Source organism: Sporocytophaga sp., from assembly GCF_017745095.1.
GTDB lineage: Bacteria > Bacteroidota > Bacteroidia > Cytophagales > Cytophagaceae > Sporocytophaga.
Genome location: NZ_JAGHZZ010000007.1, coordinates 177,606 through 192,080, shown reverse-complemented (window position 1 = coordinate 192,080; position 14,475 = coordinate 177,606). Strand labels below are relative to the sequence as shown.

Genomic DNA, 14,475 nt, shown 5'->3' with positions numbered 1-14,475 from the left:
TTATAGCTCCATATTTTAGGAGCTTAATCTAAAAAATTACAATAGGAATATGTTTGGAATAAAGCACATTAAATTTGATTCAATGACTTACGTTCTTCATTATAAGAACGGAAGTATAAAAAGAGAGGGTAGAGGTCTTTCATTTTTTTATTTTTCACCCAATAGCTCAATTGTTGCCATTCCTATGGGAAGCAACGATTTACCTTTCATCTTTAATGAATCTACCAACGACTATCAGACCGTTAATATTCAAGGACAGATCAGTTATAAAATCCGCCAGCCTAAGACTTTGGCAGATGTATTAGATTTTACTGTTAATGACAACGGACAGTATAAGAAGAACGATATAGAAAAGTTGAATCAAAGGATCATTAATGATGCCCAAACGGCGACCTCTTCATTTATTCATGAAATAAAACTGAAAGACGCTATCCGTTCAGCAAAAGGTATTGAAGAACAAATATTGGAAGGTCTTAAATCTTCACAAGCTATTGCAATGCTAGGTATTGAAATTTTAGGAGCAAACATTCTAGCAATTAAAGCTACTCCTGAAATGTCCAGAGCACTTGAAACTGAGACAAGGGAGAAGCTACAACAAGAGGCGGATCAGGCTATTTACGAACGTCGGAATTTTGCTGTTGAACAAGAACGAAAAATCAAAGAATCAGAATTAAATACTGAAATCGCTGTTGAAGAGAAGCAAAAGCAAATTGCAGAAAAGAAGATGGAGTCCGAAGTGCAAAAGGCAGAAAACGACAGGAAACTCCGGGAGATGAGACTAGAAGCAGATATAGCAGTTGAAAATCATAGAAAGCAATTGATTGAGCAGAAAACTGCTAATGATAAGAAAGAAGCAGAAACGAGAGGATATGTAATTGAAACTACATTAAGACCATATAAAGACATCGATTGGAAGACCTTGACAGCTTTAAATAATAATCCTGATCCAAAGTTTAATATTTCGCTTGCCTTTAGACAATTGGCTGAAAATGCGGATAAAATAGGAAGTCTAAATATTAGTCCGGAGCTTTTGGATTCAATCCTTAATGATAAGAAAGACATCAGAAAATGAATATAGAGTATGCCATTATTGTAAAAAATAAGACTAGGCTTGAATCTTTAATTGAACGCTTTAATACAAAAGCTCAGGCAAAGTTCTATATTGAAAGTCTTGGCGGAAATTTTGATGATTATGAACTGGAACATGAAATATTTCAAAGTTCACTTATATCCTTACAGACACAATTATCAAAGGTTGTAAAGAATAAAACTGTTGAACGGATATATCTTCCTTCTTTCATTTTCTCAGAGAAAAATCTAATTGTCGTAATAGGACAAGATGGCCTAGTTGCAAACACTGCAAAATATTCGAAGTCTTGTCCGATCGTTGCAGTAAATCCTGACAAGGGAAGGTACGACGGTATTCTTCTACCTTTTGATACGTCAAACTTTATGTTGGGTATTGAAAATGTAATCAGTAATAAATTTCAATCAAAGACAATGAGATTTGCCGAAGCCAGATTAAATGATGGACAAAGGCTTTTGGCGTTTAATGATCTTTTCATCGGAGCATCTTCACATATTTCCGCACGATATAGAATATCATTCAATAAAAAAACGGAAGAACATTCTTCTAGCGGGCTTATTGTTTCAACACTGGCAGGTTCAACAGGCTGGTTAAGTTCCGTTTTTAACATGGCCTATGGGGTCGCAGGTTTGTTGGAAAAAAATTTGAAACCTAAAAAGCCTGCTCTTAATGACAATGAATTATTATTTGCTGTCAGAGAGCCGTTCCAGAGCATCAGGACGCAAACAGGAATAACAGCAGGATTGATTAAAAATCAAAATTATCTGACTATTGAATCACTCATGCCAGCTAGTGGAATCATATTCAGCGATGGTATCGAAACTGATTTTCTGAGGTTTAATAGTGGATCGGTTGCTACAATAGGAATTGCAAAGGAGACAGCAAAGATAGTTGTAAAAGATTAACTGTTGCTGTATAAATAAAATCAAGATGTTAAGAAAGATATTCATTTTTATACTACTCATTAATTGCAGGCTAAATGCGGAATGTGGGAATAGTTTCTTATACCTTGAAGATGTTCGTTATGATGACAATAAAAGTTGATTGGGCAGGTGGTGCATATCCTCCGGGTCAGCAACCGATAACCTACAGTTCGATTTGGAAAAAGGGGAATTGATTTTATTACCTGATTTGATTGATGGTACCCAATATTTTGATTTTTAGAAAAATATTGGTTAGGCGATTGTCGTCAATCTATAAGGGAAATGCATCAATGTGCTTATGGTAATGAAACCGGTGATTTTGAATCCAAAAATGCATACAAGTTAGATGGTCAATGTGAGTTTAGGTGTCATATAATGAATCATGGGTTTATTCTTGGTAAGGAATCTATTTTTACAAGTTATAATGGTGAGTGCTATCCGCATGCCTGGCAGAACTGCAATTATAGCTCATCAAAGTATCTCCGGGTTATCGACATAAATGAATACTTGAGCGACTATGGTAAATGGCTATTAGGATTAAGTACTTATGCCAGGAGGTAAAACCATATTACCATTTTGTTGAAAAAATAAATAAGAAGTACAAGGTATCAATGACATTATACGAATACAAAGATTATAGCATCACAGGGGAGTATTTTTATTGGACTCAGAATAAAAAGATACCTCTAAAGGGACAAAGAAATATTGAAGCAAAATTCATTTCTCTGAATGAATTTGTTGGTACTACTAAGACTGAAAGTTTTAAACTAGAGTGGGATAACTTTCTTTATTCCACAGATGGATTCTGGTATGATAAAGCCAGTGAAAAAAAACTCTTCGTTGATCTCATGAATATATACTACTATATGGATCGAGAGTATCGACGATAAAATCCAATAAGTGGTATCTTTCCCGAAATCTTAGGTATGAATTCGGAAGAGTTTAGCGTTCATCAGGCTGTTATTCGTCAATCTATTTTTTTATATTCTCCTTTTTGGTATGTTTGTTCACCACCAGGCCGTTCAGCCACCAAACTGCCTTTCAGACTTTATTAGTTTAATTTATCTATGGTTTTATTTGACCTATTAGAATGCTATTGTCATTTTAATAAGAATTGTGAATAAATGATAAAACACATCAATTCTCTAGCATCATTTTCTTTTAAGGATGGTGTATATAGAGTATTGAATACAATGAGCATTTATATTATATGCTCATTGTAATAATGAACTCTTGTTAAGATCTAAAGAATGTACTTAGCCCTTCAATACTTTGAAGGGCTTTTATAAGGATTTAATCCCTATTTAGTCAATAGAGATAGTATAAATTAAACCTTCATTTTAATCACTATGAAAAAACAAATACTATTTTCATCCATGCTTTTGCTCGGAGCACTAGCATCCCAAGGACAACAGACACAAGAATGGAAAGGCAAGGTTGCCAAAAATGCCTCCGAGTCTTTACCATATAAACTCGAGTTTAACAAAGCAGCTCCAGAAGGAGCTCCTAATGTAGTGTTGATCCTTTTAGACGATGTGGGGTATGGAGCAATAAGCACTTTTGGAGGCCTGATCAATACTCCCAATCTGGATACACTAGCCAATAATGGACTTCGATATACAAATTTTCATACTACAGGAATCTGTTCACCTACACGTGCAGCCCTACTTACAGGACGTAACCATCACTCAGTAGGTATGGGATTATTTCCACCTCCGTTTATCTATGCCGACTTTCCAGGCTACAACGGATATATTCAACCTGAGAATGGAACTGTAGCAGAAGTTTTACAGGCCAATGGGTATAGCACTTATCAAGTTGGGAAGTGGCACTTAACACCGGGCTCAGAATATTCGGATCTTGGGCCATTTCTGAGATGGCCATCTGGTAAGGGCTTTGATCACAACTTAAGTTTCCTGGGTGGCGCAACGGATCAATATAAATTGGATCTTGTAGAAGACAATCAACATGTAAAAACAGATGGAAGTCATTTAAATAAATTGCTTACAGATAAATCTATCAGTTATATCACCAAACAAAAAGCTATCGCTCCTAATAAGCCATTCTTCCTCTATTATGCAACAGGAGCAGCACATGCGCCTCACCAGGTAGCGAAAGAATGGAGTGATAAATACAAAGGGAAATTTGATGCAGGTTGGGATGTTTATAGAGAAACAGTTTTTGCCAATCAGAAGAAGTTAGGTGTAATTCCGGCCAATGCTAAGTTACCTGATAGAAACAGTTTCCTTCATGCATGGAAAGACCTTTCACCTGAAGAAAAAAAGGTGAATGCTAGATTCATGGAAGTCTATGCTGGCTTCTTAGAATATACAGACTTTGAGATAGGACGTTTGATTGCACACTTGAAAACAACCGGACAATTTGATAACACTGCTTTTTTTGTCATTGTAGGGGATAATGGTGCAAGTAAAGAAGGGACCGAATATGGAGTAACCACGCAAAACCCTAACGTAACTTCAGGTGTGACAAATGCTTTGACTCGTGAAGATTATAAAAAGTTTATTCAGAGTGAATATGATAAAATTGGTGGTAAAGAAGTTATCTCTTCCGCTAATTACCCTTTAGGATGGGCTCAAGCAACTAATACTCCTTTTAAGTTATGGAAGCAAGATGCAAATGCTGAAGGTGGAACACACAATCCTTTGATCTTTTCTTATTCCAAGGCTATTAGTGAGAAAGGTGGAATTCGTAATCAATACGGACATGTGATTGATATTTATCCAACCATTCTTGATTTAACAGGGATTCAGCAGCCGGAAAAAATTAAGAATATCAATCAGAAGCCTCTACATGGAAACAGTCTGGCTTATGCAATAAAAGACAAGAATGCTCCGAGTACACATACACAACAGTATTATACAATATTCGGAAACCGAGCAATAGTAAAGGATGGTTGGAAAGCTTCTGCTGCACACCATCCAAATCCATTGGATCTTGCTTCATATCTGGGGGAAACCAAGCCGGTATTTGTAAACAATGCTGATAATGATGTTTGGGAATTATACAATCTGAACGAAGACTTCAATGAACGTAATGATTTAGCGAAGAAATATCCTGAAAAGTTAAAGGAGCTGAAGGCCTTGTATGATCAGGAAGCTGAAAAATATAATATCTATCCTTTGATAGACATAGAGTATTATATCAAGCAAAATATCAAGACTACAGCAGAACAGAAAAAATAAAACAATCAAACTAAAAATGAGATCAAATAAATTTAAAATACTTGCATCGGCAAGTTTACTTACAATTGGTTTTTATGCCAATGCACAGCACAGTCCTACACAACCCTTCCAAGGAAAGATAGGAAAAACACTTGCGGAAACTAAAGAGTCCCGGCCACAAACACAACCAAAAGCTCCCGAGGGTGCTCCCAACATTATATGGATACTTATCGATGATATAGGTTATGGAGCTTCCACTGCATTTGGTGGTTTAATTGAGACACCTAATTTTGATCGTCTGGCCAATCAAGGACTACGTTATACAAACTTCCATACTGCGGCATACTGTGCTCCGACTAGAGCAGCATTGCTAACAGGAAGAAATACCCATTCTGCCCATTTTGGATTTTTTGCAAGTACTTCTTATGATACGCCTGGCTATGATGGATACTTACCTTTTGAAAAAGCCACTGCAGCAGAAATTCTTCGTGAAAATGGATACAATACATTTGCTGTTGGTAAATACCATTTAACGCATCCATCTGATGCTACGCAGGCAGGGCCATTCAACCGCTGGCCTACAGGGCGTGGTTTTGATCACTTCTATGGGTTTCCTCCTGAAACAGGAGCTGGTGATCAATGGCATCCGATTCTTTACCGTGATACACAAAGAGAACCGGAAGATCCCAAAGGAAGACATGTAAATGAACTTTTTGCCGATGAAGCAATTAATTTTATTGCTGGACAGAAGGCAGCAGCTCCTGATAAGCCATTCTTCCTTTACTTTGCTCCTGGTGCAGTACATGCGCCTCATCAGGTCTCCAAAGTATGGATAGACAAATACAAAGGAAAGTTTGATGCTGGTTGGGATAAATACAGGGAAACAGTATTAAAGAATCAAATAGCAAAAGGTGTTGTTCCTGCAGGCACTACATTGCCTCCAGCCAATCCGGGTGTGAAGCCATGGGAGAAATTATCAGAAGATGAGAAGAAAGTTTATTTGCGTCATATGGAAGTATATGCAGGTTTTCTTTCTCAGACAGATCATGAGATCGGTCGTATCATTGACTATGTTGAAAAATTGGGTCAGCTTGATAACACTCTTATAGCTCTACTTATTGGAGATAATGGGGCAGAAGGTGGTGCAAAAGAATTTGGAAGATTTATTACCACAAACCCTGATGATACTCGTGAGCAGGTCTTAGCGCAGGAAGTGAAGAATCTCGACAAGTTGGGTACTGAAAGTTCTTCGGCTCTATGGCCTGACGGATGGGCAGCAGCAACGAATACACCTTTCCGTTTTTATAAGAGTTATGGAAACTTCGAAGGCGGTACTCATGATCCTTTAATTCTTTTTTATCCGAAAAAGATTAAAGATAAAGGAGGAATTCGCAATCAGTATTCCTATGTAAATGATATTCTTCCTACTACAATTGAACTTGCCGGAGTGAAAGTACCAACAGTCATTAATGGTTATCCACAGGAGCCGATCGAAGGTACAAGTCTTGGATATACTATAGATCCTGCCAATAAGGGTGTAGCAGAAAGACATAATATTCAGTATCAGGAAATGACAGGTTCTCATAGTCTTTATAAAGATGGTTGGAAAGCATCATTCCCGCATGATCGCACAAAAAGAATTCCTGCATCTGAAGAGAGATGGTATTTGTATAATGTACGTGAAGATTTTAATGAGCAAAACGACCTGGCAGCAAAATATCCTGAAAAGGTTAAAGAGCTTGCAGAAGCTTTTGAAGCAGAAGCATGGAAGTACAACGTGTATCCGTTAAAAGATGACTGGGCAGTAAAAAATCAAACTGTTTTTGGTAATTCTAAAAAAATAGTTCTTTATAAAGATAACTTCTTATCAAGAAGTGCAGCTCCTAAATTCTATAATGACTCTTACTCAATAACAGCCAATGCAGAAGTAACATCTACTACACAAGGAGTATTATTCTCTTTTGGAAATGTATTGTCAGGAATAAGTTTGTATGTTAAGGATAAAAAACTTGCCTTTGCTTATAATGCAGATGGAAAACTGATTGAAATTAAATCAGAGAAAGAAATTCCTGCAGGAAAAGTATCATTAAAGGCTGAGGTTTCTTATAACAATGATGGAAAGAATAAATCAGTCGCTTTATTTATCAATGGTCAACCAGTAGCTTCAAAGAATCTTGGAAAGATAAGTAATGCAAGTAGCGGGTATGATGGACTGGAAGTAGGAAGAGATCTGGGAACACCTGTTACTCCTGCATATAAGGCTCCGTTTGCATTTACCGGAAAGTTAAATGAAGTTGTACTTGAATTAATTGAAACTCCTAAATTGGCGGAAGAGCCTGCAAAATAATTGTGAATTGAAAAAAAGCGTTTCAGAAATGAAACGCTTTTAATTTCTTATCGCTTTTATCATATCAAACAGCTTTCAACCATCAAAGTATTCAAGTAAGATGAACCTGCAGTTGAATTACAAATAACTCAATAGTGAACCAAATAAAATTAAACGATGCAAAAGATACAACAAATATCAACTGCCTTGTTCCTGGCAGCGACAACTTTGTCGCCTTCATTTGCACAGGAAGAAAAAACAGGTGAAGGTAAAATTTCCATTTCATGGCAGGAGTCACAACCAGCTTATAAAACTATATATGGAGGTAAGAAAGCACCTGCAGGTGCGCCCAATGTCATTTGGATTTTAATAGATGACGTTGGCTACGGTGCTGCCAGTGTTTTTGGGGGATTAGTCAATACTCCCAACCTTGATAGCCTTGCTAATAATGGTCTTCGGTATACAAATTTTCATACAACAGGTATCTGTTCTCCTACACGTGCGGCTTTGCTGACTGGTAGAAACTCACATTCTGCCCACATGGGATTATTTCCCAGTAATTCAGTAAGGGCGGATTATCCTGGTTATGATGGCAAAATACCTAGCGAAAAAGCTACTATTGCGGAAGTATTGAATGAGAATGGCTATGCAACTTTCCAGCTTGGGAAATGGCATTTGACACCTGATGAAGAAACAACCGATGCAGGTCCATTCACACGCTGGCCTTCAGGCAAAGGATTTGATCACAACTATGGCTTCCTTGGCGGAGCTACAGATCAATACAAACCTGACCTGGTTGAAGATAATGAACACATTAAGCCTGATGGTACACATCTGAATAAGCTGCTTGCAGATAAAGCAATCAGTTACATTACGAGATTAAAAAGCAAAGCTCCTGACAAACCATTTTTCATTTATTGGGCTCCTGGCGCTACTCATGCACCTCATCAGGTGGATAAACAATGGAGTGACAAGTATAAAGGTAAATTTGATACTGGTTGGGATGTATACCGTGAAAAGGTATTGGCTAATCAGAAGAAACTTGGTACCGTACCTGCGAATGCTACGCTTCCTGCTCGTAACTCACTTGTTAAAGCTTGGAAAGACCTTCCTGAAGAAGAACGTAAACTATTCGCGCGTTTCTTTGAAGTGTATGCAGGATTCCTGGAGTACACTGATTATGAGATTGGAAGAGTATTAACTTATTTAAAGGAAACCGGACAGCTAGAAAATACGGTGATATTTGTTTCCATTGGAGATAATGGAGCTAGCAAGGAGGGAACCGATTATGGGGTAACAACGAAATCTATTGCTTTTGGAAGAGATAAACTGACACGTGAAGAATATAGAAAACTTGTTCTAAGTGAATATGATAAGATTGGCACGAAAGATGTTATTACTTCAGCGAACTATCCATTGGGATGGGCGCAGGCAACAAATACGCCTTTTAAATATTGGAAGCAAGATGCTTTTTCAGAAGGAGGTACGCATAATCCATTAATTGTCTTTTATCCAAAGGGAATCAAAGAAAGAGGGATCCGAAATCAGTATGCGCACATAACTGACATATATCCAACCACACTTAAACTGATAGGATTGAACTTACCTGAGAAGGTAAAGAATTATGTACAGACACCTTTAGAAGGACAAGAGCTAAACTCTTCTTTTGCCGATCCGAATGCTCCAACAAAACATACTCAGCAGTATTATACGATTGCAGGTTCGAGAGCTATTTATAAAGATGGTTGGAAAGCAGCAGCAGCTCATCATCCTGATTATATTGATTTTGCTCAATTCGAAGGAGAAAGAAAATCAATTGTCTCAGATCCTACCAAAGATGTATGGGAGTTATATAATCTGAATGAAGATTTTAATGAACGTAATAATCTGGCTGCAAAGCATCCTGAGAAGCTGAAGGAGTTGAAAGACCTTTATGAAATCGAAGCGAAGAAATATCATGTTTATCCTTTGATTGATTGGGATTATGCTGGAAGAATAAGAATGCAACAGAATGCTGTTGTTAACGATGCTAATATAGATAAGAAATAGTTTTATAAAGATAAAAAAAGCGTTTCACTGTTAATGTGGAACGCTTTTGATTTTTTTGATTATTCAACTCTATTTGAATGTTTATAGAATAACTAAAGATAGGGGAAAGAAGCTTAAAGTTTTATTTCCACAATACTACCATTGAAGCTGCTTAAGAACCTTGTAAGGTGCTTTATCTCCATTGTTCGTATCCTTATTTTTTCTTGATAATGCGTGAGTTAATGCTTCATCGTAAGAGTTGCCATATCCTATGGTTACGAATACACTATAACAGTCCCAACCAGATATTTTCTTTTTATACTCAATGATTACTGCATATCTGTAATTAACATTATAATCAGCAGATGATTCAACTGAATAACTATATTTGTCACCATAATATTTAGCTTTCATTTGGCCATCAAGGCTTGTTTTCGCCTGATCATAAGAAGCTTTTGTATACTTTCCTTCCACATACAAAATTCCATAAGCCTTATAATCTTGGAAGTAGTTGCTTCCTTCACGGCAGTCCTGTTTAGCTGGTCCAAATACTCTTCCGAACATAAGATAACGATCACCGGTTCCGGGAGTGAAACCGCCGCTACCATCAGTTCCTCCACCATTATTAGGAGGTGTAGGCTCTTGCGGGTCTGGTGCAGGAGGAGGTATGTTATCATATGTTAGGGTAAAGCCCATAATAACTCTTCCGTAAACAGTCTTTCCGGCATTGGTTATAGCATATGCTCTGTAGTAGTATCTTGTAGAGGGCTGTAATCCGCTTAATAAAGCTCCGAAGGCACCATTGCCGGAACCACTGATTACTTTGCTATCTGATGTTGTTGGTGTTGGATTTGTTGCATCATAACAAATTCCCCTTGAAGTGACGACTTCACTTCCTTCATTTATAACCTCTCCACCAATTAATAAACTGGTAGTCGTTTTTTCAAAAGAACCCCTTGTTTCTACCACAATTGTCGCATGATCTCTTGTTATAAAGCCCATTACTTCACCATAAATGGTCGTACCACTGCTTGTGATTGCATAGGCTCTGTATGCATATATAGTGCTTGTCGATAGCCCAGTGATCTTAGTGCTGAATAATCCGGACACTGTGCCCTGAGAGGTTTTGTTATCAGTTATAGAAGGATTCATGTTGGTTGCACTCCAGCAGAATCCTTTATCAGTAATTGTAGCACCACTATAAAGGGTTATATTCCCATTCAAAGTAGCCGACATTCCTTCCAATTGTGAGTTGTAAGTGTCAACCTTCACGCTGCCAGAAGTAAAGGTAATTTGATTTCCATAAAAGATTTTTCCACTTGGAGCAGCAATATATGCTCTCACATAATATAGCGTATTCGGTTGTAACGGACCAAGATGCCCTTGAAAAGTAGTTGTTTCAGATGGCATCTGACTGGTTCCGGTTCCGGCTGAATAAGCGATAGGATTAGGGCTGATTCCGAATGCTACACCTTTGTCCGTTATAATTCCTGGCCCGCTATAGGTTCCTCCTCCCATTACCCAATTTGGCTGAATGTCGCTTACCGGAGCAGTAGTGATGGTATAAGAAGGACCTAATGGTGTAGTAAAGGAAATTTGATTGCCATATACTGTTTCTCCATTACTCAGAGTAGCATAAGCTCTGGCATAATAGAGAGTGTTTTCAGTTAATCCTGTAGCTTTTAGATTAAATAAATAATCAGTTGACCAGGTATAGGCTGTTATGATTTTATTGCTTAAAGAAGGATTCTGCACAGTTCCATAACAGATGCCTCGAGCCTGAATGTTTTCCTGTCCTATAACTTTGCCACCTATTTCGGCGCTAATGTCAGTGAGATTAGAAGCAGCAAGGGTTGCTACGGAAACTGTACCTGCCTGATATGTTGTTAAGGAACGTTGATTTCCATAATAGGTATTTCCTGTACTTAATGTAGCATAAGCTCTCACGTAATAAGTGGTGTTGACCGTTAATCCGGTCATCGAACTTGAATAGGTTCCAGGGCCTGTGCCATCGGATGTTTTTGAATTGACAATTGTAGGATTCTCTGTTGTGCTCCAGCAAACTCCTCTTACTGTAATGGTACCGGAAGCTGGTGTAGGAACGTTACCTCCTGATGATGCAGTATTACCCTGCACATTATAAGGTAACTCTGTTGTAATGGTAGTTGCATAATATACAGAATACTGTTCGCCATAAACAGTTGTGCCTGTGCTGCTGGTGGCATAGGCACGGTAATAATATGTAGTTCCAGGATTAAGTCCGGTAACAATGCTGCTGAATGCACTTAGACCTGTGCCATTAGTAGTTTTAGAATTGTCGATTGTTGGATTTTCAGCTGAATTCCAGCACACACCTTTCGCAGATATTGTCCCGGTTCCACTTACCGTTCCTCCTGAAGTGCCGCTGTAAGTGGGAGTTAACAGCTGAATGTTAGTCATAGGAGTAGTTGTGACCTGAAAGGTGGTAGCTACTGGAGTTGTAAAACTTACCTCATCTCCATAATGCGTCTTATTTGTATGATCTGTTGCGTATGCTCTTACATAGTAAGTTGTATTGACAGTAAGATCTGTTAATGTACTTGTATAAGTACCTGCACCCTGACCATTGCTGGTTTTACTGTTGCTGATGGTAGGGCCTCCTGATATGCCATAACAAATACCTCTCTCATTGACGGCCATGCCGCCCTCTAATATAACAGAGCCTCCTGACATAGCGCTGTTAGGAGTAATACCGCTTACTGTTGAGGTAGAAATCGTTATTGGAGTGATTTCGGTAGTAAATGAAACCTCATCTCCATACATCGTGCTACTGCTATTTGTAATAGCATAGGCTTTTGCATAATATTTCATGCCAGGTGTTAGTCCTGTTAATGCAATAGTGAAAGATCCGGCACCGGCACCTTCAATAACTTTGTTACCTAGTATGGAAGGAGAAGGAGACAAGCTCCAGCAAATTCCACGTTCAGTTACAATATCACTAACTATTATTTTACCACCCAGCACAACAGAGGTGTTAGCAATAGAAGAAGGAGTTTCTGTAGTAACCGAAGCCAATGGAGAGGGGAATGTAGTAAATGAAAGTTCATCGCTATAGTATGTTGAGTATCCTTCTCCATAAGCATTGACTACGACATAAGCTCTTGCGTAATAAGTTGTATTAGGTTTTAAACCTGTGATTGTTGTCTGTATATCACCACTGCTGTTAGCTGCAATTACTTTTGAATCTCCGACAGAAGGATTAGGCTCCGTACTGTAACAGATTCCTCTTGAGCTAATCGTGCCTCTGCCTGTTCCTTCAATAAGTTCTGCTTTGCTGCTGAAAACTGCAGCATTATGCTGAATTGATACAATCTTGTTGAACTGCACATCAGCATCAATGAAGTCGTAAAAGAAGAAGTATTTGTAACCGGAGTAAATAGTTGTTCCGTTATTGAGCGTGGCATAAGCTCTATAAAAATATGTCCCTTCTTTGGTAAGTCCATTAAGTGCGCTTGAAAAAGCACCACTTCCAGGACCTTCTGAAGTTTTATTATTGTCAGTAGTTATGATTACGACCGGTTGATCTTCAGGAACATCATAACAAATTCCTTTATTTATGATTGTTCCAGATCCTTCAATGATAGAGTTGGTATAGACAATACCTGCTTCCAGAGTAGCCCCGAAATTCGTTATTATCAGAGGCTGAGAATTTAGTGGAAGGGTTGTGAATGAAATTTCATTTCCATATATAACAGTGCCAATGGAATCGATCACATAAGCACGAGCATAATATTTGCTATTAGGATTCAATGGTAGAAGAATTCCTGTCTGTGAATTCGATCCTGCAATGGTTGGTGTAGGAGAAAGTCCATAACATACTCCCTTTTCAGAATAAGATCCTGTTCCGTAAACAGTAATACCTATGTCTGCACGATTACTTTCAAGACGACCCACACCGGAAAGTACTGCAGTTAATGACTGAAGTGTTTTAAAGGTCCATCCCTCGCTATAATATGTCACTCCATCTGCTGTCGTAGCATATGACCTGTATATATAATATCCACCTGACTTTAGATTGGTAAGATTAGTTATAAAGGGACCATTTCCGGAGCCGTCAACTGTCTTGGTATCTGATAGATCTGGATAGCGTTTATCAATCCTGTAATCGGAAACAGTTCTATAAACAATGCCTTTTGAAACAATCGGAACACTCGATCCATTGAATGAAATATCGCTTTTCAGAGTAGCGGTATTAAAGGTTGTTTCAGGTTGTTTGTTGTCTGTGACATTTACGCGATATGGTGTTTTGAAGGTGAAATATGGAATGTTGGGAGGATCAGCGCCATAATAGCTGTATATGTTATCTGTAGTGATATATCCTCTAACATAATAGGTCGTATTCTCTTGAAGGCCTGTTAGGACGGCATTAAATGAACCTGTTCCTGTTCCATTAATGGTCTTGGTATTTTCTATCGTGGGATTGATGCTGGTGCCCCAGCATATACCTCTTGCTGTAACTTTTGCATCTCCTCCTAAACGTTGAACAAGTGCTGCAACATTGGCGGTACTGTGTGTGACATTTGTAGGTGCTGTTACTGTGATGGATACTCCTGGCTGTGAACTGATCAATACAAGCTTTTCTGGAGAATATACCACGGGATTACAAGTGCCTTCCGTAACCTTTGCTCTGTAAAAGGTGTGCTCTGTCGGTTTTGCCCAATAATTATTGAAAGAAGCTCCAGGAATATCAGACCATGTAACAGGCAAACCACTAAATTCAGCGGCCTTTTGCCACATTACTTGTCCTCTATAAGTATCAAGAGATAGTTTTATGGAATCTCCCTTGTATATTATAGTATTTTGAGCCCTTAGGTTTCCGGTGAAGGAAAGTATAAGCAGAGTTAATATTATACTAATTATATTGAATGAACTTTTGAATTTCTTTATCAT

The 14,475-nt window shown here is 38.1% G+C and carries 8 protein-coding genes; 7 read left to right on the top strand and 1 reads right to left on the bottom strand.

The features are described 5' to 3' along the window. Nucleotides 1-82: 82 nt before the first annotated feature. From J7604_RS12590 to J7604_RS12560, 7 genes are all read left to right on the top strand, one after another. The gene (locus J7604_RS12590) at nt 83-1,072 is read left to right on the top strand and encodes an SPFH domain-containing protein (RefSeq protein ID WP_293896489.1); all 990 of its coding nucleotides are present in this window, start codon (nt 83-85) and stop codon (nt 1,070-1,072) included. After that, nucleotides 1,069-1,992, top strand: a complete 924-nt coding sequence (locus J7604_RS12585) for a sugar kinase (protein ID WP_293896486.1) — start codon at nt 1,069-1,071, stop codon at nt 1,990-1,992. Before J7604_RS12590 ends, J7604_RS12585 begins: the two co-directional genes overlap by 4 nt. Nucleotides 1,993-2,292: 300 nt before the next feature. Continuing rightward, complete coding sequence (locus tag J7604_RS12580; RefSeq protein WP_293896483.1) at nt 2,293-2,571, top strand: hypothetical protein; 279 nt, start codon at nt 2,293-2,295, stop codon at nt 2,569-2,571. A 50-nt stretch (nt 2,572-2,621) separates the two neighbouring features. Beyond that, nucleotides 2,622-2,900: a hypothetical protein gene (locus tag J7604_RS12575; protein ID WP_293896480.1), complete on the top strand. Its 279-nt coding sequence runs from the start codon at nt 2,622-2,624 to the stop codon at nt 2,898-2,900. 459 nt (nt 2,901-3,359) lie between these two features. Beyond that, entirely contained in the window at nt 3,360-5,213 is a 1,854-nt protein-coding gene (locus tag J7604_RS12570) for a sulfatase-like hydrolase/transferase (protein WP_293896477.1), read from the top strand. A gap of 16 nt (nt 5,214-5,229) precedes the next feature. After that, the gene (locus J7604_RS12565) at nt 5,230-7,539 is read left to right on the top strand and encodes an arylsulfatase (RefSeq protein ID WP_293896474.1); all 2,310 of its coding nucleotides are present in this window, start codon (nt 5,230-5,232) and stop codon (nt 7,537-7,539) included. A gap of 156 nt (nt 7,540-7,695) precedes the next feature. Beyond that, nucleotides 7,696-9,567, top strand: coding sequence for an arylsulfatase (locus tag J7604_RS12560; protein WP_293896471.1), 1,872 nt, complete (start codon nt 7,696-7,698; stop codon nt 9,565-9,567). Nucleotides 9,568-9,702: 135 nt separating this feature from the next. On the opposite strand, the gene J7604_RS12555 is transcribed toward J7604_RS12560, so the two are convergent. Next, nucleotides 9,703-14,475, bottom strand: coding sequence for a hypothetical protein (locus J7604_RS12555; protein ID WP_293896468.1), 4,773 nt, complete (start codon nt 14,473-14,475; stop codon nt 9,703-9,705).

Excerpts from the sequence above, each read along its gene's own strand:
- J7604_RS12560 (WP_293896471.1), top strand. The coding sequence starts at position 7,696 with ATGCAAAAGATACAACAAATATCAACTGCCTTGTTCCTGGCAGCGACA.
- J7604_RS12580 (WP_293896483.1), top strand. The coding sequence starts at position 2,293 with ATGCATCAATGTGCTTATGGTAATGAAACCGGTGATTTTGAATCCAAA.
- J7604_RS12590 (WP_293896489.1), top strand. The coding sequence starts at position 83 with ATGACTTACGTTCTTCATTATAAGAACGGAAGTATAAAAAGAGAGGGT.
- J7604_RS12570 (WP_293896477.1), top strand. The coding sequence starts at position 3,360 with ATGAAAAAACAAATACTATTTTCATCCATGCTTTTGCTCGGAGCACTA.
- J7604_RS12575 (WP_293896480.1), top strand. The coding sequence starts at position 2,622 with ATGACATTATACGAATACAAAGATTATAGCATCACAGGGGAGTATTTT.
- J7604_RS12565 (WP_293896474.1), top strand. The coding sequence starts at position 5,230 with ATGAGATCAAATAAATTTAAAATACTTGCATCGGCAAGTTTACTTACA.
- J7604_RS12585 (WP_293896486.1), top strand. The coding sequence starts at position 1,069 with ATGAATATAGAGTATGCCATTATTGTAAAAAATAAGACTAGGCTTGAA.
- J7604_RS12555 (WP_293896468.1), bottom strand. The coding sequence starts at position 14,475 with ATGATAAAGAAATTCAAAAGTTCATTCAATATAATTAGTATAATATTA.